A 23914-nucleotide genomic window follows, 5' to 3' on the forward strand; every position below is an offset into this window, starting at 1 on the left:
TTTTCAGCGGGCCGCGCTCTGCGCTTTCATCGCGCCGCGAAGTGAGCCTGCACCTGGACCGGGCTGAGCGCATACGGGTACACCGCCGCCTCGTCGATCCCCATTCCGGTCTGGATCGCTCCGCCTCCCGGCCAGCTGTTGGTGTTGTCGTACCCGACCCGCCACCAGCCGTAGTACAGCGACGCCGATCCGACGTTCGCACTGCCGGCCGGCGCACCGTCGACGTACAGCTTCATGAAGCCGTTGTCGTAGCTGCCGACCACGTGGTGCCACTGCCCGTCGTTCTTGCCCGACGTGCTGGTCAGCGTGCGCTGGGCGCCGTCGTTCACGCCGAACACGATCGAGCCGTTGGTGCGCATGTACAGCATCCGGTCGCCGCCGCCACCGCTGTTGGTGGTCTTGGAGTTGCCGAACCCGATGATCCGGCCGCCGCGGTTGGAACCGCTCTGCTTGACCCACGCCTCGACGGTGAACTGCTGCGGCATGCTGTACGCCTTCTCGCCGACCATCCGGCCGCTGCTCGAGCTGATCGTCATGGACGTATTGCCCGCGATCACCCCGGCGCTGCCCAGCGTCACGCCGGTGAACGTGCCGTTGTTGCTCTGCCCGGACGAGTCGACCGAGGCCGTCGTACCGACCGCCTCACCCAGCCGCCAGTAGGCCTGCGGGCCGTCGGCGTTGACGATCTGGTCGTACGCCGTGGACGGCGTACTGGCGACCGTGATCGGATCCGAGTAGTTGCCACGGACCGTCGTACTGCCGTCCGTCACCTCGACCCGGTAGTTGGTCTCCTCGCCCGGCGCCCCGGAGGTGTCGGTGAAGTGCAGCCAGGGCCGGTCCCACGGCGAGGACTTGGCCGTCCAGGTCGCGATCGTGGTGTTGCTGAACCCCTTCAGCAGCCGGTAGGTCAGCGTGCTGTCGTCGTTGTCGAGCAGGGTCGGGAAGTGGATCTGGACGACGCCCGGCTCGACGCTGTAGGGGAGCAGCTTGGCCGGCTTGGCCGGTGCGGCACCCGGGGTCGCGTTGGTGAAGCGGGTCAGGCCCTGCTGGCCGACGCCGTTCGTGGTGGTGAAGTCGCCGCCGACCCAGAGGTCGTCGCCGCCGGACGCGAAGGCCAGCGGGCCGACCTCGGTGGGCGGTCCGGCGTTGGTGTTCGGGAACCATGGGCCCAGCGAGCCGTCGGTCAGGTTCTCGGTCAGCAGGAAGCGGTAGCCGAAGCCCTGCGGGAAGCCGCCGGCGCCCTGGTTCACGCAGTCGTGTGCGTGCGAGCCCTTGTACAGCCAGCCGTTGACGACCTTGACCGTCTCGGTGGCGCCCAGGCACTGGTTCTTCCACTTGAGCATGTTGGTGGCGATGTCGACCGCCCAGGTGCCGTCGAAGCAGCCGCCGCCGTCCCCGCCGTTGCCGAAGTAGACGGTGTCGCCGCTGGCGTCGATCGCCTTCACCCGGGTGGTGCAGGAGCCGTTCGGCGGCGGTACGGCGGATGCGCCGGGGAACGGCAGCACGCCGCCGGAGACCGGGTCGAGGCTGGTCACGGTGTTCTGGTTCGTGCCGTTCACGGTGCTGAACTGTCCGCCGGCGTACACCTTGGAACCGTCGTCGGCGACGTCCACGGCGTACACGTCGCCGTTCACTGCGGGTGCCCAAGGCAACAGGGTGCCGAGGTCGGCGGTGACTGCCGCCAGCCGGAGCCGCTCGATGTTGTTGACCAGGCCGAACGAGCCGCCGAAGTAGACCGTGCCACCGGAGACCGAGATGGACTTGACCCGGTAGGAGACCGAGGGCTTCCAGTTGGTGACCAGCGCGCCGGTGGCGGTGTCGAAGGCGGCGATCCGGTTCCGGGTCACGCCGTTGACGGTGGTGAAGTCACCGCCGACGTAGATCCGCGAGCCGTCGGCCGAGGCGGCCACCGCGTACACCTGGCCGTTGAGGACCGGGGTGAACGACGTGACCAGGTTGCCGGTGTTCTCGTCGAAGGCGGCCAGGTAGGCCTGCGCGACCTCGTTGGTGCCGGCCGCGGCGCCCGGCGGGCGGACGCTGGTGAACCGGCCGCCGACGTACGCCTTACCGGCCGCGACGGCGATTCCCTGCACGCTGGCGTTGGTCTGCCAGGTCGGACTGTTGGCCGCCGACAGCGAGGCCTCGATGCTCTGCGCCGGTGGCGCGAGTACGACGACCAGCGAGCCGGCGATGAGAGCGCCCACGACCCCCAGACGCGCGAACAGCCATCTCTTCTTCATCCTGCGGTGTCCCCCTCGGACAAATGGCGCCCCCACGGCGCCTTCACATGGTTCTCCAGATGCCCCCGAGAACCCCCGAGAAGAGAGTAGGCCACAGAAACAGATGCTTTGGCCACCCCGACACGACTGAGGCCGTGTCTGCTGATCCCACGCCTACTGCGCGGCACTCGGCACGGCACCTCGCCGCACTGGAGCAAAGGCCACGATGAAAACCACATCGAGGCCTTCACTCCAGCACGCCGAGCTACCGCACCGAGCACCTGCTCGCTACGGCGTGGGATCAGCAGACACGACCTACCTATATCCTGGGGCGCTGGCACGAGGGGAGTGAGGTACGGATGGAACCGGGCACCGTGGTCTGGCGGGAGACCGCCCAGTCACTGCTGCGGCAGAAGTGGCTGATTCTGGGCTGCATCATGCTCGGACTTGTCGGCGCCTCCGTGTTCGCCTTCTCCCAGACCGAGCGCTGGACAGCGTCCAGCCAGCTGGTGATCGGCCCCGCGGTACCGCCGGCCCTGGTCGGGAAACTGCCCAGCAGCGCGGACAAAACCGGCCCGCTCGGCATGGACCTGCCGGCCGAGACCCAGGCCCGGGTGATGGCCAGCCCGACACTGCTGCGCAGCGTGGCCAAGTCGCTCGGGCTGCCGATCACCGACCAGACGATCCAGGACCTGGCCGCCGTGACCCGGGTCAAGGCGGTCACCGACAACGCGTACCTGGTCACCACCGACGGCCCGACCTCCTCGGAAGCGGTACGGCGGGCCAACGCGATCGCGGTCATCTACCTCAAGACGCGCAACGACGAGGCCAAGTCGCTGCTGACCACTCTGGCCGGCCAGGCGCAGGACCGGTCGAAGACGGCCACCCAGCAGTCCAAGAGCCTGGTCAGCCAGATCGACGAGGCGGTCCAGCGCGGCGACTCGCAGACCGCCGCGGCGCTGCGCGACCAGCGCGTCGGTCTGGCCACCGAGGCCCGGCAGGCGGCCGACGACGCCTCCGCAATGCTCAAGGCACTGACCGCCGTCGGCACCGGCAGCGAGCTCGTCACCCCGGCCACGACGGACACCGCCACCTCGTCGCCGATGGTTGCCCGCGACATCCTGGTCGGCGGCATCCTCGGCCTGGTGCTCGGCTTCGGCCTGGCCCTGCTCAGGTCCCACCTGACGCCGTACATCCTGACCCGCGACCAGGCGGCCCGGGCGGCGAGCTCGCCGGTGATCGCCGCGTCGGAGGGCAACCGCCGCCGACTCTGGCACCGTGCGGCGCCCGAGCTCCCGCAGTACGAGATCACCGCGCTCGGAGCCGAGGCGAGCGGTGCGCTCGCCCGGCGCGAGCTGAACCCGCGCGCCTTCGCCGGTGGTGGTCCGGGCGCCATGCTCGTGGTCTCGGCCTCACCGACGCCGAACTCGGCCGGCATCGCCCTCGCGATGGCCGAGGCGAACGCCCGCGACGGCCGCGAGACCCTGCTGGTCCTGGCCGACGTGGAGGGTACGCCGGTCCTGGAGCACGTCACCGGGCACGAGGGCCTGACCGACCTGGTGCACGAGCCCGCCGCGACCCGGGCGATCCGGGCGCGCAAGCTGTTCCGCCCCGGCACGGTCGCCGACCTCTACGTCCTGCCGCCCGGTCTGAACCACGAGGAGACGGCCGAGGCCGTCGGTCCCTCGCTGGTGCCGGGCATCGTCGCGGACCTTCCGCCCGGCTACTCCGTGGTCATCCACGGCCCGGCCGCGGTCGGGCGGCACGGGATCACTCCGCTGGCCGCCGCGGTGGACGCATCGGTCCTGGTGGTGCAGGTCGGTCATGACAAGGAGATGGATGTCGCCCGGCTGACCGGAGCGCTCCACTTCGCGGGTGCGCCGGTGCTGGGCGTCGTACTGATCGGTGCCTCGGCGCACGACGAGACGCTGGGGATCCCGCTGAACTTCAAGTCGGCCGACTCGGCCGCCCCACCGATCCGCTGACCGTGTCGTCGTACCAGCTGGCGCGGCCGGTGCCGGGGACCGTCGAGGAGGTCCAGAAGCCGGCCTGGTTCTGGCTGATGCTGTGGTGCCTGTTCGTGCTCGGCGTCCAGCCGTGGTCGTCCCGGGTGGCCGCGCCGCAGGGGACCACCGGGTCGACGAACAGCATGATGAAGGGCCTGCTGCTGGGCGCGATCTTCCTGATCGCGCTGGCGGCGACCAAGCCCGGCTTCAAGACCCGGGTCAACCCGTCGAGCAGCCTCTACGTGTTGTACGTGCTGTTCGCGACCGCCACCGCGTTCCTGCTGGCCGAACCGACCGGGCCGCTGCTGAGGCTCGCGCGGTTCCTGATCGGGCTGGTGCTGATCTTCCTGCTCTGGCGGCCGCTGGTGCGGGTCCCGGAGCGGCTGATCCGGGCTCATCTCTGGGCCCATCTGTTGCTCGCGGCCACGGTCGTGCTGAGCCTGGCGTACGCGCCGAGCCAGGCCTGGCGCCCGCTCAGCTCGCTCGGTGCGGGGTACCGGCTGCAAGGTGTCATCATCCCGATGCTGCCGCCCCGGGTCGGCGAGGTCGGTGCGATCCTGCTCGGGCTGGCGCTGATCGGGTTCGTCTGCAAGAAGTTGTCCGCGATCCCGGCCGCGGGACTGATCGGGCTGGGCGTCGTCCTGGTCGCGGCGAGCCGGACCCGGACCTCGGCGGCGGCGATCGCGTTCGGGCTGGTGCTCGCGCTGATCCTGACCCGGAAGACCTGGGCCGGGCGGATCGTGAGTCTCGGTGTGCCGGCGTTGATCGGGATCGCGTTCCTGACGATCGGATCGCTGCACACCTGGTTGCTGCGCGGCCAGGGGACCCGGCAGATCAGCTCACTCAGCGGCCGGACCACCAGTTGGCAGGCGGTGCTGGACGAGAAGGTGTCGCTGCAGACGGCGATCATCGGCCACGGCCTGGGCAACAAACGCGTGCTGCTGCGCCGCGGCGAGGGCGACATCGACGTGATGGCGATCGACAACAGCTGGCTCGGCCTCTACTGGGAGACCGGCCTGCTCGCCGTCACGATCGTCGGGATCGCGCTGATCGTCGCTTGGATCTCGGTCCTGCGCGCCCCCACGCCGTACGTGAAGGCCTGCGGCGCGATGCTGCTCGGCTACATCAGCGTCGCCTCGCTCAACGAGAGCGGCCTGTCCGACCTGAGTTCGATGACCCTGCACCTGCTGGTTGCCGCCGCCGTCTGCGACGCCGACCGAATCCGCCATCGAGCCAGACAGCAGGCCCAGAGTCTGTCCGGCTAACTGCTGATGGAGTCCTGGTCGAAGCCGGCTTGCTGCCATTCGTTCCAGGTCATGGTCTTGCCGCGGAAGGCGAAGCGGTCGGCGGCCTTGCCGTCGATCTGGTAGCTGTTGCGGCGGAACGTGACGGCGCCGGCCTTGGTGGGGGAGCCCTTGTTCTCGACCACGCCGGTGCTCGCGGTCGCGTCGTCCATCACGACCAGGTTGCCCTCGATCACCACCTCGGCCAGGACGTAGGTGCCGCGCGGACCGTCGCCGCGGGTGCGGGACTGGATCGAGATGCCGTTGCGGTTGCCCTTGACCAGGTTGCCGCGGACCTGCACTCCGGACGAGGTGTTCACGTTGATCCCGCCGCCGTCCCACAGACTCCCGCCGGAGCCCCGGCCGGTGCCGAATCCGTTGCTCTCGACAACGTTCTGCTCGATCACCGCCTGGTAGCTGATCTCGTACCGGATCCCGTCCGCGGCGTTGTCCCGGATCCGGTTGCCGGTGATCCGCCGGTCGTACTCGGCGATGTCACTCCACATCCCGATGCCGCGGTTGGCCACGATGTCGTTCCCGGACACCTCACCCGACGACCGGGTCGACTTGATCCCGCCGGACTCCCAGTCGGCGATCCAGAACCCGTCGGTATTGTTCCGGGTGACCAGGTTCGCGGTGATCCGTACGCCGGCCGACTTGTACTGCCCGATCCCGAGCTGCCCGTTGTCGGCGACCGTGTTCCGGCTCAGCTCGGCCCGGTCGCCCTCGATCACCATGATCCCGACCGCGTGGTTCCAACGGACCTCGTTCGCGGTCACCGTCCAGCCCCGGCCGACCTGTAACGCCCCGCCCTGCGGCCGGCTGGCGAAGTGCTCGATGGTCAGCCCGGTGACCGTGACGTCGTCGGCGGACTTCTCGATCGCGGTCGGCGTCCGGGACATCTCGACCTCGTGGCCGTCCGGGTCGTCGGCGACGTACACGGCATTGGCCTGGTCGTCGCCGAAGAACGTCCCCGGCTTCACCTGCTCGAGGCTCATCACCCGGGTCAGATGCTTGCCGTCGACAAACACCTGCTCGCCGCGCTGGCACGGCTTGGTCTTGTTGTCCTCACACTGCCCTTTGAGCTGGTACGGCGCCGGCAGCACCGCACGCACCACCCATCGACCGCCGTCCCGCTTCCAGCCGTCCAGCCGCACCGACCCGGTCAGTACGACGCCCGGCCCGCCGCTCAGCGTGTCACCAGCCCGCGGCCGGATCGCCCGGCTGATCCGATGTACCCCCTTGGCGAAACAGAACGTCGTCCCCGCCGGTGCCGCATCGATGACCTGCTGAGGATCGGCTCCCACCGCGATCGCGGTCCCTCGACACGCCTTCGCCGTACCCGGACCGGTGGGCCCCAAGACCGCGGCGGCCGCAGCGGGGGGAGCAGTAGGCACCGTCACCGCAGGCGCCGCCGACGAACGCATCGGCGACGGCGCCCCCGAGTTCTCTCCACCACCGGAGCATCCAGCCAGCAACAACACCACCATGGCACAGCCCACCGCAACACGACGCCTCATCCACAACCCTTCACCCGCCCGGCGAACAGATCCGCAGGAGACTACCGCCCCCACGGTCCGCCCCCCGCCCGGGTCCGCCAATCCTGTACCGAAGAACGGGTAGTGGTCAGCCGCCCAGAGGCCTGGCCGGGCCAGCCGGGCGTCAAGCGGACCTCGTAGACGAGCCGCATCCAACCACTACCCGTTCTTCGGTACGCCCAGACGTGGGACCGCCATCGCGTACTGTCTGGCCATGCGCCGACCTGCTGCCGCGTTGGTTGTCGAGCGCCTCGTCGGCCACTACCGCCGTACCGACGGCCTTAGCTGGATGTACGGCCAGGGATCGGTGATCACGGGGCTGACCGAGGATTCCGACCTCGACCTGATCCTCGTCTGGGACCAGGACGTTCCCGGCGCGCCCACAATGCCCGGACAGTCGAAGCTCACCGCGCACGGACAGTTGGCGTTGGAGCAGTCGTACGTCGACGGCTACGACGTGGATCTCATGCACATACCTCGCCGCATGTTCGTGACCTGGATAAGCGAACTCGAGGGAGGCGACGGCTGGTCGGGTATGGCGTGGCCGCTGCCGATCTATGTCGCCTCAGGCCTGGCCGAATCTGAGCTGTTGCTCGATCCGACCGGCCTGGGAACTGAGTACCGCACGCGAGTCCAGACCCCCGCTGCCCCGGTCGTCGCGAAAGTGCGACGCCAACTCGAGGCCGCGGCACCCGGCTTCATCAAGGAGCTACGTCGATCGGCCGAGCGCGAGAACCGATGGCTCCACGCACACCTTTCGGTTGAACTCCAAAAGCTCGTCTACACCGCATGGTTCCTCTTCGAGGGCCACTATCCGCCGTTCCCGAAGTACCTCCCGCAGTGGTACGAACGCTTCGGCATGAACCGCGAGATCCAAAGACTCGAAGCCACCTACTGGGCCTGCCGAGACCTCACCGAAGGAACGGCAGCCCTCGAGTCTTTGACCGCCGCCGTGCTGAATCTTCATGACAGGTAGGTGTCTCGGGCGAGGTTGTACGCGAGATCCTGGGCCACCTGGAAGGCGTCGTCCTCGTCCAGACGGTGCTGGAGGACCAAGTTGGCCAGATAGCCGGCGTCGATACGACGGGCCAGGTCATGGCGGGCCGGAATGGACAGGAACGCCCGGGTGTCGTCGACGAAACCGGAGGTGTTGTAGAAACCGGCGGTCTCGGTGACCAGCTCGCGGAAGCGGCGCATCCCGTCCGGACTGTCGAGGAACCACCACGGCGCCCCGAGCCGCACCGCGGAGTACACACCGGCCAACGGTGCTAGCTCCCGCGAGTAGACCGTCTCGTCCACGGTGAAGAGCACCATCCGGAAGCCCGCCGCGTGCCCGAACCGCTCGAGCAACGGCTGCAGCGACCGGGTGAACTCGGCCGCCACCGGAATGTCGTGCCCCTTGTCCGGCCCGTACGTCGAGTGGATCGCCGGATCGTGATCCCGCAGTACGCCGGGGTGCAACTGCATCACCAGGCCGTCCTCGGCCGACATCACCGCCGACTGGTACAGCATGTGGCCGGCGAACGCGCTCGCGTCCTCCGCCGACACGTCACCCTTCAACGCACCCGCGTAGACCCGCGCCGCCTCCGCATCGGACAACGGAATCGCCGCCGCACTGAGGTGTCCGTGGTCGGTCGCCCGCGCACCCGCCTCCACAAAGGCCTGCCGCCGCTGCCGGATCGCCTGCAGATACCCGTCGTACGTCGAGGTGTCGACGTCGGCCAACGCCCCGAGCTGCTGGATCAGGTCAGCCCAGTCCGGCCGGTCCAGGTGGACGACGGCATCCGGGCGGAACGTCGGGACCACCCGGCCGGGCAGGTCCGCGGCCACCTTGGCGTGCTGGGCCAGGTCGTCCGTGGCGGCGTCGGTGGTGGAGATCAGCTCGATCGCGAACCGGTCGAGCAGCGCCCGCGGCCGGAAGTCGGGCTCGGCGAGGCGCGCGGAGATCTGGTCGTACAGCTCGTCTGCGGTCTCCGCCGACGGATGGGTGGTGACGCCGAGCACGTCGGCGAACTCGTGCTCCAGCCAGTACCGGCTCGGGGTGGCCCGGAACAGGTGCCAGTTCCCACAGAACTCGCGCCAGATCTCCCGCGGGTCGGCGGCCGGGGCGCCGTCGCGGCGGGGCAGGCCGAGGCGCTCGGGGGAGATGCCCTGCGAGATCAGCATCCGGGTGACGTAGTGGTCCGGTACGACCAGGAGTTCGGCCGGGTCGCCGAACGGGGCGTCGGTGGCGAATAGCGAGATGTCGACGTGCCCGTGCAGGCAGAGCAGCGGCAGGTCCTTCGTCGACGCGTGGATCCGCCGGGCGAGGTCACGGGCCTCGCCGGCGGGCAGAGCGCGGTCGGGATGAGGCTGCAGTGCCTTCGGCATGGGTCCTCCGTCAGGGGTCGGCTGCAACGATTGCTGCAAAGGATTGCAGTCGGTCCGGCGGGACACAAGTCCTTGTCCACAAGGCGATTATCGCGCGCACTTATGACCCGGGTCCGAGATCTTGACACACTGCTGAAACCGATTGCAGACTCAACCCTGACCTGGGAGGAGGTGACCATGCCCGCAACGATCCGTGACGTGGCGCGGCTGGCGGGTGTGTCGCCGTCCACCGTGTCCCGGGCGCTCTCGATGCCGGAGATGGTCAACGCGGCCACCCGGGCCCGGGTCGCCGCCGCGGTCGAGCAGCTCGGCTACCAGCCGAACCGGGCCGCCCGCGGCCTGATCACCGGCCGGACCGGCAACATCGGCCTGGTCGTGCCCGACCTCGCCAACCCGTTCTTCGCCAGTGTCGCCAAGGGCGTCCAGGCCCGCGCCCGGCGGTACGACGTGGCCGTCTTCGTCGCGGACACCGACGAGGACGCCGCGGCCGAGGTCGGCCTGGTGCGTGCGCTGGCCAAACAGGTCGACGGACTGATCCTGTGCTCACCCCGTGCGGGCGACGCCGACCTGGCCGCGATCGCCCAGGAGACGAACGTCGTACTGGTCAACCGCACCGCCGAGGGCGTGCCCGGCATCATCTACGACAACGAGGAGGGCATGCAGCAGGCGGTCGCCCACCTGGTGGCGCTCGGCCATCGCAAGATCGCCTGGGTCGGTGGACCGGTCACCTCGTGGTCGACCCAGCACCGCAGCATCGGCCTCAGCAACGCCCTCTACGACCAGGGTGCCGAGCTGGCCCGGGTCGGCAGCTTCGCGCCGACGTACGAGGGCGGGATCGCGGCGGCGGACCAGGCCGTCGCCACCGGTGCCACCGCGGTGGTCGCCTACAACGACCTGGTCGCGATCGGGCTGCTGGCCCGGTTGCACGCCCGGGGGATCTCGGTGCCCGGCGACCTCAGCGTAGTCGGCATCGACGACATCGCCATGTCCCGGATGGCCAGGCCCGCCTTGACCACGGTCCGGCTGCCAAAACAGGAGGCCGGCCGGATCGCGGTGGAGCTGTTGCTGGCCGTCCTCGACGACCCGGATCCCGACACCGCCATCGGCACCCGCGGCACCTTGCACGGCGAGCTCATCGTCCGGGAGTCCACCGGGCCCGCACCACGACAGTGATTCGCGTGATCAACCCTGGCTCCGGCCGGGACCGCCCTTGATCCAGAGGAGACACACCCCGATGCCCATTCAGCGGAGAATCGGCCATCGCATGAACCGCCTGATCGCCGCCGTCGGCCTGGTCGCCGTACTGGCCGCGTGTGGCGCACCGACGACGAACCAGCCGGCGGCCGAGAGCACCGGCGACGTGCCGGACAAGCCGTCGAAGGCGGTGACGTTGAACATCCTCGACGTGGCCGGCAACCTGCAGCTGACCCAACCGATGATCGACGAGTTCGTCGAGCAGCATCCCGACGTCATCTCCAAGGTGACCTACTCGAAGGCGCCCGCGCCCGAGCTGGCCGGCAAGATCAAGGCTCAGCAGAACGCGAACCGCGTCGACCTCGACCTGGTCCTGACCGGCACCGACGGCCTGGCCGCCGGCCGCGAGCAGGGTCTGTGGATGGATCTGCTGCCGAAGTACGCCGATCGCGTCGCGGGGATGAAGGACTACCTGCCGCCCGCGAAGAAGATGCAGGAGCTGGCCGGCAACAGCGGTATCACCGTCACCTATTATCCGTCCGGCCCACTGCTCGAGTATCTGCCGGCCAAGGTGCCGACGCCGCCCAAGACGGCCGAGGAACTGCTCGCCTACGCGAAGGCCCACAGGGGCAAGGTCATGTACGCCCGCCCGTCGAACTCCGGCCCCGGCCGCACCTTCCTGATGGGTCTGCCGTACATCCTCGGCGACAAGGACCCGAAGGACCCGATCAACGGCTGGGACAAGACCTGGGCGTACCTCAAGGAGCTCAACCAGTACGTCGACTTCTACCCGTCCGGCACCGCGGACACGATGAAGGCGCTGGCCAACGGTTCCGCGACCGTCATCGCCAGTACGACGGGTTGGGACATCAACCCGCGAGTGCTCGGGACCGTGCCGAAGGAAGCCGCGATCACCCCGCTGAAGGGGTTCCACTGGGTCACCGACGCGCACTACGCCGTCGTACCGAAGGGTGTCTCGACCGACAAGCAGGCCGCGATCCTGCAGCTGCTGAACTTCATGCTCACACCCGAGCAGCAGGCCAAGGCGTACGACAAGGGCTACTTCTACCCGGGGCCGGCGATCAAGGATGTCGACCTGGCCCAGGCGCCGCAGGAGAGCCAGGACGCGATCTCGGAGTTCGGCCGGCCGGAGTACGACAAGCTGATTGCCGACAATCCGACCGAGGTGCCGCTGGACGCGAAGAGCCTGGTCGCCGCGTTCGACAAGTGGGACCGCGAGGTCGGCGGCAGCAAGGTCAAGAAATCGTGACGGTACTGATGCCACGCCTCCGGCGCGGCGGGTCATGGGGCTGTGACTCCCGGCCTTCCCTCGTCACTCCAGTCGCTGCGCTCCCTGCGCTCCTCAGTCCAGGCCGGGAGGCCCCATGACCGGGTTCAACCGCCTGCGGCTAGAGGGCGTCGGCCGCCGGTTCGGTACGGCGGACGCCCTGGCCGGACTGGAGCTGACCATCGAGCGGGGCGAGTTCATCGCCCTGCTCGGCCCGTCCGGCTGCGGCAAGTCCACCGCGCTGAACTGCCTGGCCGGACTGCTGCCGTTGACCGCCGGCAGCATCTGGCAGGACGACCGCCGGATCGACACGCTGCCGCCGGAGAAGCGCGGCTTCGGCATGGTCTTCCAGAACTACGCGCTCTTCCCGCATCTGACCGTCCGCGACAACATCGCCTTCGGCCTGCGGATGCAGCGCCTGCCGAAGGACGAGGTACGGCGACGGACGGCCGCCGCGATCGAGATGGTCCGGCTCGAGGACCATGCCTCGAAGCTGCCCGGTCAGTTGTCCGGTGGTCAACAGCAACGGGTCGCGATCGCGCGAGCGACCGTGCTCGAACCGTCGCTGGTGCTGATGGACGAACCGCTCAGCAACCTGGACGCCAAGCTCCGGCTGGCGATGCGGACCGAGATCCGCCGTCTGCACCAGTCGCTCGGCCTGACCACGGTGTACGTCACCCACGACCAGGAGGAGGCGCTCAGCATGGCGGACCGCCTGGTGGTCATGCGGCAGGGCCGGGTGCAGCAGATCGGCACGCCCGAGGAGGTCCACACGAAACCGTCCAGCTGGCACGTCGCCGACTTCATGGGCTATCGCAACCTGCTGCCGCTCACCGCCGGCCGGGTCGGCGACAACGCAGTCGCCGTACCGCTCGGTGGTACGACGATCGATGGTGTGCCGCAAGGTGACGTCACGACAGGCGACGAGGTGGTCGCGGCGGTACGGCCTGAGGACGTGAAGCTGGGGAGCGAGGACATCACCGGGCTGAGGGGCAAGGTCGAAGTTGTCGAGTACCAAGGCCGTGAGCACGCCGTCGAGATCGTCCTCGACGACGGCACCCGGCTGCACGCCCGCACCGAGCGCAAGGCCGAGGCCGGCGAGCAAGTGTCGATCACGATCAGCCCCGGACGGCTCCTGGTGTACCCGTCCGACGGCGCCGCCGATCGTCCCGCCGCCGAGCTCGCCACCGCGGGGCTCGCGGTATGAGCGACACTCTCAGCTGGCAGCACCGGCTGGCCGAACGCGGCGTCGACCGGAAGCTCTGGTTGTTGCTGCCGGCCACGATCTTCGTGCTGCTGCTGTTCGTGTACCCGTTCCTCTACGGGCTGAGCCTGTCGTTCCAGCCGATGAACGGCGGGGGCGTGCTGGCCAACTACCAGAAGTTCTTCGGCGACGCCTATCAGCGCGACACCATCTTCACCACGCTGAAGATCGCCCTGCCCGCCGCCCTGCTGAACGTGCTGGCCGCCGTGCCGATCGCGTTCCGGATGCGTGGGCGCTTCCGCGGCAAACGGCTGCTCACAACGCTGCTCGTCGTACCGATCTCCCTCGGGACCGTGCTCACCGCGCAGGGGCTGCTGAACTATCTCGGCCCGACCGGGTGGTTCAACCGGCTGCTGATGTCGCTGCACCTCATCGATGACCCGGTCCGGTTGACCAACAACTACTGGGGTGTGTTCTTCTCGCTCATCATCACCGGGTTCCCGTTCGCGTTCCTGCTGGTGCTGTCGTATCTGAGCGGGATCGACCCGACTCTCGAGCGGGCGGCCGCCACCCTCGGCGCCTCCCGGTCGCAGCGGTTCCGCCGGATCACGCTGCCGTTGCTGGCGCCCGGTCTCGCCACGACGTTCCTGCTGACCTTCGTGCTCGCGTTCTCGGTCTTCCCGTCGGCCGTGCTGGTCGGCAACCCGGCCGGCTCGACCCGGGTGATCTCACTGGCCGCGTACCAGGCGGCGTACGAGCAGTACGACTACGCCTACGCGTCGGCGATCGCGATGATCATGGGCGCGGTCGAGCTCGTCGTCGTGGTGATCGTCCTGCTCTGGCGGGCGCGGCTCTACACCGGATCCACGGGAGGCAAAGGATGAGCGGCAGCCGGGCGATCCGAGCGACCCCGACCGCGTGGTTCATCTGGGCCGCGGTCATCTTCTTCTTCGTCAACCTGGCCGGCGTGGTCGGGGCGGTGCTGGTCAGCTCGTTCGGGAAGCGCTGGTTCGACACCTGGGTGCCGAGCGGTTTCACGACCCAGTGGTACGGCGATGCGTGGCGCGAGTTCGGTCTGCTCCAGGTGATCTCGGTGACCCTGCTCGCGTCAGGCCTGGTCGTCGTACTGTCGGTGCTGGTCGGGGCGCCGGCGGCGTACGTACTGGCCCGGCAGAGCTTCCCGGGGAAGCGGTTGGTGTATCTGACCTTCCTGCTGCCGATCCTGATGCCGCCGATCACGTACGGCATCCCGCTCGCGACCGTGCTCTACAAGTTCGGCTTCGCCGGTCACCTGTCCGGTGTCGTGCTGGCCAACCTGGTCCCGTCGGTGCCGTTCGTGATCCTGACCATGACACCGTTCATCGAGCAGGTGGACCCGCGGATCGAGAGCGCGGCCCGGATGCTCGGTGCGAACACCCGCGCGGTGTTCCTGAAGATCCTCGCGCCGCTGCTGGTGCCCGGTTTGCTGGCCTCGGCGATCCTGGTGCTGGTCCGGACGGTCGGCATGTTCGAGCTGACCTTCCTCACCGCCGGGCCGGACTCGCAGACGCTGGTGGTCGCGCTCTACTACTCGATGTCCGCGGCCGGTATCCGGGCCCAGCAGTCGGTCGACGCGATGGCCGTCATGTACACAGCGATGATGCTGGTACTGCTGGTGGTGGCGTTGCGCTTCGTCAACCCCACCCAACTGGTCGCCCGGGTCAAAGAGGAACCATCCGAATGAAAGGTGTCGTCGCTTGAGCAGGCTGAGTCTCACCAACCTCCCCGTCGCCCCCGCGGTCGATCCGCGGCAGCTGTCGGTCGGGATCGTCCACCTCGGGCTGGGTGCGTTCCACCGGGCGCACCAGGCCGTGGTCACCGAGCGGGCCGCCGTGGTCAGCGGGGACACCCGGTGGGGGATCACCGGGGTGAGCCAGCGCTCGGCGACGGTCCGCGACCAGCTCGCACCCCAGGACGGTCTGTACTCCGTCCTCGAGCGAGGACTCGGCGACCCGTCGGTGCAGGTGATCGGGAGCATCCGCGAGGTGCTGACCGCCCCCGAGGACCCGGAGGCCGTGGTCGCGCGGATCGCGGATCCGGCGGCGTCCGTGGTGACGCTCACCGTCACGGAGAAGGGCTACCGGGCCTCCGGAGACGGGCTCGATCTCGACGATCCGGAGATCCAGGCCGACCTGACCGGTCGCCCGCCGCGGACGGTGGTCGGGCAGTTGGCCGCCGGCCTCGCCCGCCGGGTCGAGCCGCTGACGATCGTGTCCTGTGACAACCTGGTTGCCAACGGCCCCTTCCTGCGCAAGCTGGTGGGGGAGTACTTCGAGGCGCTCGGCAAGGTGCCCGAGGTGTTCGAGGCGACCCGGTTCCCGGCCAGCATGGTCGACCGGATCGTCCCGGCGACGACCGACGCCGACCGCGACGAGGCCGCGCGACTGCTCGGCGTACGAGACGAAGCGGTCGTGGTCGCGGAGCCGTTCCTGCAGTGGGTGATCGAGGACGACTTCGCCGGTGACCGCCCGGCCTGGGAGCGGGGCGGTGCCGTCCTCACCCAGGACGTCGCGCCGTGGGAGCAGGCCAAGCTTCGGATGCTCAACGCCACCCACTCGATGCTCGCCTACCTCGGTGCGCTCCGCGGTTACGAGACGATCGCCGAGGCGGTCCGCGACGACGAACTCGCCGCATTCGCCCGTGCGTTGATGACCGAGGACGTCGTTCCCACCCTGTCACCGCCCGACGGGTTGAACCTGACCGAGTACGGCGCCACCGTCCTGGAGCGCTTCGCTAATCCCGCGTTGAAGCACCGTACGACGCAGGTCGCCATGGACGGCTCGGTCAAGCTGCCGGTCCGGATGCTCGGCACCGTCCGCGACCGCCTGGCCGCCGGTGCCGAGCCTCGGGTGATCTCGCTGGCCGTGGCAGCCTGGATGGTCTACGTCCTGAAGACTCCGAGCCTGGACGACCCGCAGGCCGACCGGCTGAAGGCCGCCGTCGCAGGCGCCTCCGAGCCGGCCGCCGTGGTCGACGCACTCCTCGGAGTGGACTCCGTCTTCGCGCCGGAGCTGCGCGACTCACAGGTCTTCCGCAACCTGCTGGTCGAGCACGTCAGCGAGCTAAGCTCCGGATCGTGAAAGTGCTGCCGGCGTCCTGGCCGGTCTGGCGCCATTCGGTCGCGCTGTACCACTGACCGGTCTTCTGGAACCGGTCGGCGGTGAGGCTGTCCAGGATGTAGGTGTTCGCCTTCAGCGTGACCTCGCCGGCCGGGATGACGGCCCCGGAGTTCTGCACCATCCCGGTCGCGGTGGTCCCGCCCTTCATGGTCACCTGATTGCCGGAGACAACGATGTCGCGGAGCAGGTTCAGCCCCCACGGACCGGACCCGCGGGTCCGGGACTGGATCGAGATGCCGTTCACGTTGTTCGCGACCACGTTGTCGCGGACCTGCACGTTCGACGACGTGTTCACGTTGATCCCGCCGCCGTCCCACAGCGACGTCCCCGAGCCACGCCCGGTACCGAGGCCGTTGCCGGTGATCGTGTTGTCCGCGATGGTGCCGTTGCGGCCGATCTCGTAGCGGATCCCGTCGGCCGCGTTGTCGACGATCTGGTTGGCGTTGAAGGTGCGGCCGTCGTCGTACGCGTCGCTCCACAGCCCGACACCGCGGTTGGCCTTGATCAGGTTGCCGGTGACGCAGCCGCCGTTGGACCAGGTCGTCTTGATCCCGCCGGACTCCCAGTCGGCGATCCAGAAGCCGTCGGTGTTGTTGTAGCTCACCTCGTTGGCGGAGATGGTGCCGTTCAGGGTGCTGTACTGCCCGATGCCGAGCTGACCGTTGTGGTGGATCAGGTTCTTCTCCAGTACCGCGCTGTCGGCGTTGACCAGCATCGCTCCGACCGCGTGGTTCCAGCGGATGTCGTTCGCGTACACCTTCCAGCCCAGCCCGAGCTGGATCGCGCCACCCTGCGGCGGTGTCGCGAAGTGCTCGATCGTCAGACCGCGCACGGTGACGCCGTTCGCACTGGACTGGATCGCGGTCCCGGTCTTCGACATCTCCACCGCCCGCCCGGCCGGGTCGTCGCCCACGTAGACGGCGTTCGCCGCGTAGTCGGCGTAGAAGGTGCCGGGGACAACCTTGTCGCGGACGGCCACCCGGGTCAGGTGCTTCCCGTCCAGGAAGACCTGCTCGCGCAGGTAGCAGATATTCGCGACGTTGTCCTCACACTGCCCGGTCTGCCCGTACGCCGGCGGCAGCACGCCAGTGGTGACCCAGTCACCGTTGGACGCGGTCCACTTGGTCAGCTTCACCGATCCGGTCAGTACGGCGCCCTGGTCGCTGGCCAGCACCTGGTTGGGCTTCGGGCGGATGGTCTGGCTGATGCGATGCAGACCGGCCGCGAAGCAGAACGTCGTACCGTTCGGCGCGTCGTCGACGATCTGGGTCGCGTCCTGGCCGGGCTTGATCGTGACACCCATGCAGGCGGGCGCGTAGGACGGTCCGGCCTGGAGGTCGCCCGAGGGGACGGCGGGCGGGGTGGGCGTCGACGGCCGGTCGTCCGGGAGGATGCCGGAGATCAGATCCGGCTGGTCACTGTCCAGGACAGGCGAACCCTGGGCCGGCAGTGTCGCCCCGGCCAGGGCAATGGTGCCTGCTGCAACGATCGCGACAACGGCTGTTGGTGCCTTCATCTGCGGAGCCTCCGGGGGCACAGGTGGGTCCTGAGCGCACCCCCCATGGCGCGGCTTCGCACAGCAGATTACTACGTCGGGTAGCTATTGCAACACTTTCGGCTGCACTTTCTGTTGCGTCCGGCAATCGATTCTGCTCAGTTCAGCAGGAACTTGCCGAGCGCATCGAGGCCCGCCTGCCGCCAGCCGTCCGCGGTCAGCTTGGTGCCGAACCGCGCGAACCGCTGCGCACCGAGCGCGTCCAGCACGTACTTGTTGCCGCTGAAAACGACCTCGCCGGCCGGCACCTCGGCGCCGGAGTTCTTCACCATGCCGGTGCTCTGGCTGCCGCCGGTCATCTCGATGGTGTTCCCGGTGACCTGGATTTCGCGCAGCAGGTAGGTACCCCACGGTCCGGTGCCGCGGGTCCGGGACTGGATCGTGACCCCGTTGACGTTGCCGGAGACAACGTTGTTCCGGACGGTGACTCCGGACGAGGTGTTGATGTTGACCCCGCCGCCGTCCCACAGCGACGTCCCCGAGCCGCGGCCGGTGCCGAAGCCGTTGCCGCTGATCGTGTTGTTCTCGATGGTGCCGTTGCGGCTGATCTCGTAGCGGATCCCGTCGGCGGCGTTGCCGATGATCTTGTTCCCGCTGATCACCCGGCCGTCGTCGGCGACGTCGGCCCACATCCCGATGCCCTTGTTGGCCTTGATCAGGTTCCCGCTCACGGTGCCGGACGACCGGGTCGACTTGATCCCGCCGGACTCCCAGTCGGCGATCCAGAACCCGTCGGTGTTGTTGCCGGTGATCACGTTGCGGGTCACGGTCGCCGCGGCCGAGCTGTACTGGCCCAGGCCGAGCTGGCCGTTGTTGCGGATCAGGTTCTTCTCGACCCGGGTGTTGTTCGCCTTGACCAGCATCACGCCGACGGCGTGGTTCCAGCGGACGTCGTTCGCGGCCACCTTCCAGCCCGGTCCGGAGACGAGCGCGCCCGCCTGCGGTGCGCTGGCGAAGTGCTCGATGGTGAGGCCGCGGACGACCACACCGGTCGAGCCGGACTCGATCGCGGTCTTCGTCTTCGACATCTCCACTTCGTGTCCGGCCGGGTTGCTGCCGAGGTAGATCGCATTGGCGGCGTAGTCGGCGTAGAAGCTGCCGGCCTTGACCGCGGCCGCGCTCGCCACCCGGGTCAGGTGTTCGCCGTCCACGAAGACCTGCTCGCGCAGGTGGCAGATGTTCGCCTTGTTGTCCTCACACTGCCCGCTCATCCCGTACGCCGCCGGAAGTGCCCCGCGCACCACCCAGGTGGCGCCGGACCTGGCCCAGCCGGTCAGCGGTACGGATCCGGTCAGGACGGCGCGGTCGGCACTGGCCAGCGTGGTGTCCGCCTTCGGCCGGATCGTCTCGGTGATGCGATGAAGGCCGGCCGCGAAGCAGAACGTCGTACCGGCGGGCTTGGAGTTCACGATCGACTGGGCGTTCTGGCCGGGCTTGATCACCACGCCGCTGCACGGGCCGGCGAAGGCCGGGCCGGCGTCGCCTTCGTCCGCGCTCGGGACGGTCGGGGCCTTGGTCGTGGTCGGCGCGGTGGTCGGCTTGGGAGTGCTGGAAGCCGGCGGGGTGGAGGCCGGCTTCTTCGAGGGCACGGTGGAGGCCGGCGCCTTGGGCGGGACGGTGGCCGCGGGCGTCTTGGAGGTGCGGTGCGAGGGAAGGACGCCGGAGGCCGTCGGGTCGCTGAGGTCGCGTGACTTCGCGACGTCTGTGGCGTTCTTCTGGTTGGCGATGACCGGAAGCGCGACTGTAACAACGGCGAGCGCAGCCGCGATAAGCGCTGCGAACCACAACTTCCTCAATGCACCCTCCGGGGTGTGCGGTGCACCCGCCCGGGAAGTCCTCGGAACCAGGTGTAGCCACCGCGAGACTTAAGGTAGTGCCATGCGGGTCGCCATGTTGCACAACCGTTACCGGACGGGTCAACCCAGCGGCGAGAACACCGTCGTCGCGCAAACGGTTGATTTGCTGGGTAACTCAGGACATGACATCGACCTGTACGTGCGAAACAGCGACGATATCGCCGAGATGGGCCGGAAAGATCGCGCACTGTTACCGTTCCGCTCCGTTTGGTCATTTTCGGCGGAACGCGATTTAACACTTCTATTGCAGGAGCAGCGGCCCGATGTGGTGCACGTCCACAACACCTTCCCGCTGTTCAGCGCGTCCGTGCTGCGCGCGGCGTACCGGCTGGACCTGCCGGTGGTGGCGACGCTGCACAACTTCCGGCTGATGTGCGCCAACGCGGTGCTGCAGCGGGACGGGCGGCCGTGCGAATCCTGCGTCGGCAGGCTTCCGCTGGCCGGCGTCCGGCACGGCTGTTATCGGGAGTCTCGGGTGCAGACGCTGCCGCTGGCGACCAGCATCGGCGTGCACAACACGCTCCGCACCTGGCAGCGGTACGTCACCACGCTGGTCGCGCCCTCGGAGTTCGTCCGCGGGCGGTACGTCGCTCATGGCGTCGATCCGGACCAGATCGTGGTGAAGCCGCACGCGGTACCCCACTCGGGCGACGTCCGTCAGGGCCCCGGCGATGCGGTGGTGTTCCTCGGCCGGCTCGAGGAGGACAAGGGGTTCGCGGATCTGCTGCAGGCCTGGGACTCGTCCCTCGGCACGCTGGTCGTGATCGGTGACGGCCCGCTGCGTGCCGAGGCGGAGGCGCGGGCCGCGCGGGACTCGTCGATTCAGGTGAAAGGTCAACTACCGTGGGCCGAAGGGATGGATGTCCTGCGGTCCGCGCGCGTCGCCGTCGTACCGGCGCGTTCGTATGAGACCTTCGGACTCGTGGTGGTGGAGGCGTTCGCGCACGGTGTGCCCGTGGTCGCGTCCCGGCTGGGTGCGCTGGCGGAGCTGGTCGACGACGGTGAGACCGGGGCCCTGACCGAGCCCGGGGATCCCGACGGACTGCGGAAGGCCCTCGGGTTGGTGAGCGATCCCATCACTTCGGTAGCCTTCGGCGAACGAGCCCGACAGGTCTACCTCGACCGCTTCACCCCGGAGCGCGACCTGGCGGCCACGGAGAGGATCTATACCGATGCGATCGCCCGGCACGCGGACGGCGGCCGGTCCCGCCGGGGACGCCGGGCGGGCCGTGAGCACGACGCATGACGCTGGGTGGGCTGTGAGCACAAGGTATAAGGTCGGCGAGGACGTGCGGGGTCACGTGGGGGAAGATCGTTTGCTGGGGACAGCTCAGGTGCTGGGGGATGGCAGCTTGTCGCGAGTCGGATTTCTGGCCGGGGTCTTCGACCTGTTCCACGTCGGGCATCTCGACGTGCTCGGACGGGCCGGACAGGCGTGCGACCGGCTGGTGGTGGGCGTGCTGACCGACGACTGGGCGTTCGACGCCTGGGGTGCGCGGCCGTTCGTGCCGCTGGTCGAGCGGACCCAGATCCTCGAGCACCTGCGCTGTGTCGACAAGGTGGTCGTGGTGGACGGCGTGCGGCCCGACTGGCTGACCGGCGTACTGGGGGTACAGACCGTGTTCGCTGCCAGTGGCACCGACGGCGTGCTCGGCGCCGACGAGCTCGACGGGATTCCGGCCGACCTCGTCAGCGTCCTGCCGGCCGGCCGCGTGTCCCGCAGCCCGATCCTGCGCGCCGCGATCGACCAGCGGCAGTCGCGCAGCTCAGTGGCATGAGCGCGACCGTGCTTTTGGCCGGGCCTCCGGCGCCGGCTCGGTCATGGGGCCTTGACTCCCGCCCTTCCCTCGTCGCTCCAGTCGCTTCGCTCCCTACGCTCCTCAGTCCAGGGCGGGAGGCCCCATGACCGGGCTGCGGGACGTCGTCGGCGAGCTGTCCCGTGCGCAGAAGCCGTCGGCTGGGACGCCGGCGTACTCGCGGTTCGTGAACCGCCGGATCGGACGGGTGTTCGCGGCCGCTGCCTTTCTGGGCCGGCGGACGCCGAATCAGGTGAGCCTCGCGTCCGGGTTCTGCTCGCTGGTGGGCATCGTGCTGGTCGCGACCGTGCGGCCGTCGGTGCCGCTCGCGCTGGTGGTGACCGCGCTGCTCGTGCTCGGATACGGGCTCGACTCCGCGGACGGTCAGCTGGCCCGGCTGCGCGGTGGCGGATCGCCGTTGGGTGAGTGGCTCGACCACATGATCGACTCGGTCAAGATCGTGCTGCTGCACAGCGCCGTACTGATCTCGTTCTACCGCTTCGACGCCTTCAGCAACGAGTTCGTGCTGCTGATCCCGCTGGCCTACGTCTGCATGTCGTCGGTGCTGTTCTTCGGGCTGATCCTGATCGATCAGCTCCGCCGCCGGCACGGGGGTGGGCAGAAGCCCAACGATCGTGGCGACTCCGTGCTCAAGTCGTTGCTGATCGCACCGACCGACTACGGCGTCCTGTGCCTGGTCTTCCTCACCTTCGCCTGGCCGTCGCTGTTCGCCGTCCTGTACGGCGCGCTGCTCGCGGCCAACCTGCTGTTCCTGGCCGCGGCGATCGCCAAGTGGTACCGGGAGATGGCGCTGCTGGCGCCGGGGGTGCGCGGCTGATGGGCGTGGTCGGGTACGCACCCGGTGTGTACGACATGTTCCACATCGGTCACCTGAACATCCTGCGCCGGGCCCGGGAGCACTGCGACCACCTGATCGCCGGCGTGGTCGAGGACGACGTGGTGGCCCGGATCAAGGGCCGGCCGCCGGTGGTCCCGCACGACGAGCGGATGGAGGTCGTCCGGGCCCTCGGCCTGGTCGACGAGGTGGTCAGCGACTGGTCCAGCGACAAGTTCGAGATGTGGAAGCAGCTCCGCTACGACGTCCTGTTCAAGGGTGACGATTGGAAGGGCACCGAGAAGGGGACAAGACTGGAGAGGCTGTTGGGGGAGGTCGGTGCCAGCGTGCACTACTTCCCGTACACGGCCTCGACCTCGAGCACGGATCTGCGCAGGTTGCTGGAGGGGATGGGCTGATGTCGACCCGGCCGAAGGTCCTGCTCAGCGCGTACGCGTGCCGGCCCACGGGCGGGTCGGAGCCGGGTGCGGGCTGGGCCTGGGCGAAGGCTGCCGCACGCGACCACGACGTGTGGCTGCTGACGCGCGGCAAGTTCGCGCACGAGATCGCGGAGGAACTGGCGATCCGGCCGGTTCCGTCGTTGACCGTCGTACCGCTGGAGCTGCCCAAGTGGGTGCTCAAGCTGCGTCGCCGGCCGGCCGACGTGTACTGGTACTACCCGCTGTGGCAGGGATTGGCGCGGCGGACGGCGCGACAGCTGCATGCGGAGCATTCGTTCGACGTGATCCACCATCTGACCTTCGCGGTCGACTGGATGTCCGCGGGTGTGGTGGAGGAGTCCTCCGCCAAGGTGATCTGGGGTCCGGTCGGCGGGTCGACCACGGCGCCGTTGTCGATGGCGCACTGGCTCGGGCCGCGCGGCCTGGTGGCCGAGCTGGTACGGCGTATGTACACCGGGATCCGCCGTCATCTGACCGGGCGGAAGCTGGCCCAGCGCGCCGACCTGATGGTTGCCCAGAACAACGATGTGGCCGAGGTGTTCCGCAAGTACGCGCGCGAGATCGCGGTCCAGCCGAACGTCGCGATCCGTCGCTTCACCGCATCCGGTCCCTATGAGCCGTTTGGTGCCCCGGGCATCAAGACGGCGCTGTTCGTCGGGCGGTTGATCCCGTGGAAGGGTGTGCTGCTCGGGATCAGCGCGCTCGCGCGTCCGGAGGCTGCGAACTGGGAGCTGCGGATCATCGGTGACGGCCCGGATTGGGGACGTGCCGAGCGGCTCGCGGAGGAACTGGGTGTCCGCGATCGGGTCGAGTTCATGGGTCAGTTGCCGCGCGAGGACGTCCTGGCCGCGATGTTCCGCGCCGACGCGTTGCTCGCGCCGGCGTTGCGTGAGGCTGCGGGCTGGGCGGTGACCGAGGCCCTCGCCTCCGGCTGCCCGGTCGTGTGCCTGGACCGCGGTGGTCCGTCGGTCATCGTCGGCCCCGGCGAGGGCGTCGCGGTGTCCTGGCGAGGCGACGTGGTCGGCGAACTCGCTCGCGGTCTGGCCTCCCTGCAGGGTCGAATCACCCCCGTCGACCGCTGGGGCCCCGATCGACTACCTGACATCCTCGCCGCGTGGTACGCCCCAGCGCGGGTCTCGCACTAAGGCCGT

General features: G+C 68.9%; 19 protein-coding genes. 14 read left to right on the forward strand and 5 right to left on the reverse strand.

Features of this window, described 5'->3' with window-relative positions:
- Window positions 1-26: 26 nt before the first annotated feature.
- Window positions 27-2240 carry a LamG-like jellyroll fold domain-containing protein gene (locus ACGFIF_RS02795; RefSeq protein WP_393150691.1) on the reverse strand — a complete coding sequence of 738 codons (2214 nt, stop codon included), beginning with the start codon at window positions 2238-2240 and terminating at the stop codon, window positions 27-29.
- A gap of 338 nt (window positions 2241-2578) precedes the next feature.
- Here ACGFIF_RS02795 and ACGFIF_RS02800 point away from each other — a divergent pair, with 338 nt between their 5' ends.
- Together ACGFIF_RS02800 and ACGFIF_RS02805 are read left to right on the forward strand one after the other, a co-directional pair.
- Window positions 2579-4204 (forward strand): Wzz/FepE/Etk N-terminal domain-containing protein, encoded by a 1626-nt coding sequence (locus ACGFIF_RS02800; RefSeq protein WP_393150693.1) that lies wholly within the window; start codon window positions 2579-2581, stop codon window positions 4202-4204.
- A gap of 2 nt (window positions 4205-4206) precedes the next feature.
- Window positions 4207-5490 (forward strand): O-antigen ligase family protein, encoded by a 1284-nt coding sequence (locus ACGFIF_RS02805; protein ID WP_393150695.1) that lies wholly within the window; start codon window positions 4207-4209, stop codon window positions 5488-5490.
- Here ACGFIF_RS02805 and ACGFIF_RS02810 read toward each other — a convergent pair.
- On the reverse strand, window positions 5487-6815 hold the full coding sequence (locus ACGFIF_RS02810; RefSeq protein WP_393150697.1) for a right-handed parallel beta-helix repeat-containing protein: 1329 nt from the start codon (window positions 6813-6815) through the stop codon (window positions 5487-5489). The two genes, ACGFIF_RS02805 and ACGFIF_RS02810, sit on opposite strands and share 4 nt — an antisense overlap.
- 445 nt (window positions 6816-7260) lie before the next feature.
- Between ACGFIF_RS02810 and ACGFIF_RS02815 the strand changes: the two genes are divergently transcribed.
- On the forward strand, window positions 7261-8022 hold the full coding sequence (locus ACGFIF_RS02815; protein WP_393150699.1) for a hypothetical protein: 762 nt from the start codon (window positions 7261-7263) through the stop codon (window positions 8020-8022).
- Here ACGFIF_RS02815 and uxaC read toward each other — a convergent pair.
- Window positions 8010-9416 (reverse strand): glucuronate isomerase, encoded by a 1407-nt coding sequence (gene uxaC, locus ACGFIF_RS02820; RefSeq protein WP_393150701.1) that lies wholly within the window; start codon window positions 9414-9416, stop codon window positions 8010-8012. The two genes, ACGFIF_RS02815 and uxaC, sit on opposite strands and share 13 nt — an antisense overlap.
- Before the next feature lie 177 nt (window positions 9417-9593).
- Here uxaC and ACGFIF_RS02825 point away from each other — a divergent pair, with 177 nt between their 5' ends.
- The 6 genes from ACGFIF_RS02825 (at window position 9594) to ACGFIF_RS02850 (ending at window position 16221) form a co-directional block, all read left to right on the forward strand.
- Window positions 9594-10589: a LacI family DNA-binding transcriptional regulator gene (locus ACGFIF_RS02825; protein WP_393150703.1), complete on the forward strand. Its 996-nt coding sequence runs from the start codon at window positions 9594-9596 to the stop codon at window positions 10587-10589.
- 91 nt (window positions 10590-10680) lie between these two features.
- Entirely contained in the window at window positions 10681-11880 is a 1200-nt protein-coding gene (locus ACGFIF_RS02830) for an ABC transporter substrate-binding protein (RefSeq protein WP_393150705.1), read from the forward strand.
- A 115-nt stretch (window positions 11881-11995) separates the two neighbouring features.
- The gene (locus ACGFIF_RS02835; protein ID WP_393150707.1) at window positions 11996-13105 is read left to right on the forward strand and encodes an ABC transporter ATP-binding protein; all 1110 of its coding nucleotides are present in this window, start codon (window positions 11996-11998) and stop codon (window positions 13103-13105) included.
- Window positions 13102-13986 carry an ABC transporter permease gene (locus tag ACGFIF_RS02840; protein WP_393150709.1) on the forward strand — a complete coding sequence of 295 codons (885 nt, stop codon included), beginning with the start codon at window positions 13102-13104 and terminating at the stop codon, window positions 13984-13986. The genes ACGFIF_RS02835 and ACGFIF_RS02840 overlap by 4 nt, the downstream gene beginning before the upstream one ends.
- The gene (locus ACGFIF_RS02845; protein WP_393150711.1) at window positions 13983-14825 is read left to right on the forward strand and encodes an ABC transporter permease; all 843 of its coding nucleotides are present in this window, start codon (window positions 13983-13985) and stop codon (window positions 14823-14825) included. The genes ACGFIF_RS02840 and ACGFIF_RS02845 overlap by 4 nt, the downstream gene beginning before the upstream one ends.
- 13 nt (window positions 14826-14838) lie before the next feature.
- Window positions 14839-16221, forward strand: a complete 1383-nt coding sequence (locus tag ACGFIF_RS02850; protein WP_393150713.1) for a mannitol dehydrogenase family protein — start codon at window positions 14839-14841, stop codon at window positions 16219-16221.
- On the opposite strand, the gene ACGFIF_RS02855 is transcribed toward ACGFIF_RS02850, so the two are convergent.
- Window positions 16196-17776: a right-handed parallel beta-helix repeat-containing protein gene (locus ACGFIF_RS02855; protein ID WP_393150715.1), complete on the reverse strand. Its 1581-nt coding sequence runs from the start codon at window positions 17774-17776 to the stop codon at window positions 16196-16198. The two genes, ACGFIF_RS02850 and ACGFIF_RS02855, sit on opposite strands and share 26 nt — an antisense overlap.
- Window positions 17777-17913: 137 nt before the next feature.
- Window positions 17914-19611, reverse strand: coding sequence for a right-handed parallel beta-helix repeat-containing protein (locus ACGFIF_RS02860; RefSeq protein WP_393150717.1), 1698 nt, complete (start codon window positions 19609-19611; stop codon window positions 17914-17916).
- Window positions 19612-19705: 94 nt separating this feature from the next.
- Between ACGFIF_RS02860 and ACGFIF_RS02865 the strand changes: the two genes are divergently transcribed.
- The 5 genes from ACGFIF_RS02865 (at window position 19706) to ACGFIF_RS02885 (ending at window position 23908) form a co-directional block, all read left to right on the forward strand.
- Window positions 19706-20917, forward strand: coding sequence for a glycosyltransferase (locus ACGFIF_RS02865; RefSeq protein ID WP_393153621.1), 1212 nt, complete (start codon window positions 19706-19708; stop codon window positions 20915-20917).
- A 13-nt stretch (window positions 20918-20930) separates the two neighbouring features.
- Window positions 20931-21449, forward strand: a complete 519-nt coding sequence (locus tag ACGFIF_RS02870) for an adenylyltransferase/cytidyltransferase family protein (protein WP_393150719.1) — start codon at window positions 20931-20933, stop codon at window positions 21447-21449.
- Window positions 21450-21573: 124 nt separating this feature from the next.
- Window positions 21574-22305: a CDP-alcohol phosphatidyltransferase family protein gene (locus ACGFIF_RS02875; protein WP_393150721.1), complete on the forward strand. Its 732-nt coding sequence runs from the start codon at window positions 21574-21576 to the stop codon at window positions 22303-22305.
- Entirely contained in the window at window positions 22305-22721 is a 417-nt protein-coding gene (locus ACGFIF_RS02880) for an adenylyltransferase/cytidyltransferase family protein (RefSeq protein WP_393150723.1), read from the forward strand. The genes ACGFIF_RS02875 and ACGFIF_RS02880 overlap by 1 nt, the downstream gene beginning before the upstream one ends.
- Complete coding sequence (locus ACGFIF_RS02885; RefSeq protein ID WP_393150725.1) at window positions 22721-23908, forward strand: glycosyltransferase family 4 protein; 1188 nt, start codon at window positions 22721-22723, stop codon at window positions 23906-23908. The genes ACGFIF_RS02880 and ACGFIF_RS02885 overlap by 1 nt, the downstream gene beginning before the upstream one ends.
- The last annotated feature ends 6 nt before the right edge of the window (window positions 23909-23914 follow it).

The sequence above is a fragment of the Kribbella sp. NPDC049174 genome, assembly GCF_043197365.1.
In the GTDB taxonomy this organism is placed as follows: domain Bacteria; phylum Actinomycetota; class Actinomycetes; order Propionibacteriales; family Kribbellaceae; genus Kribbella.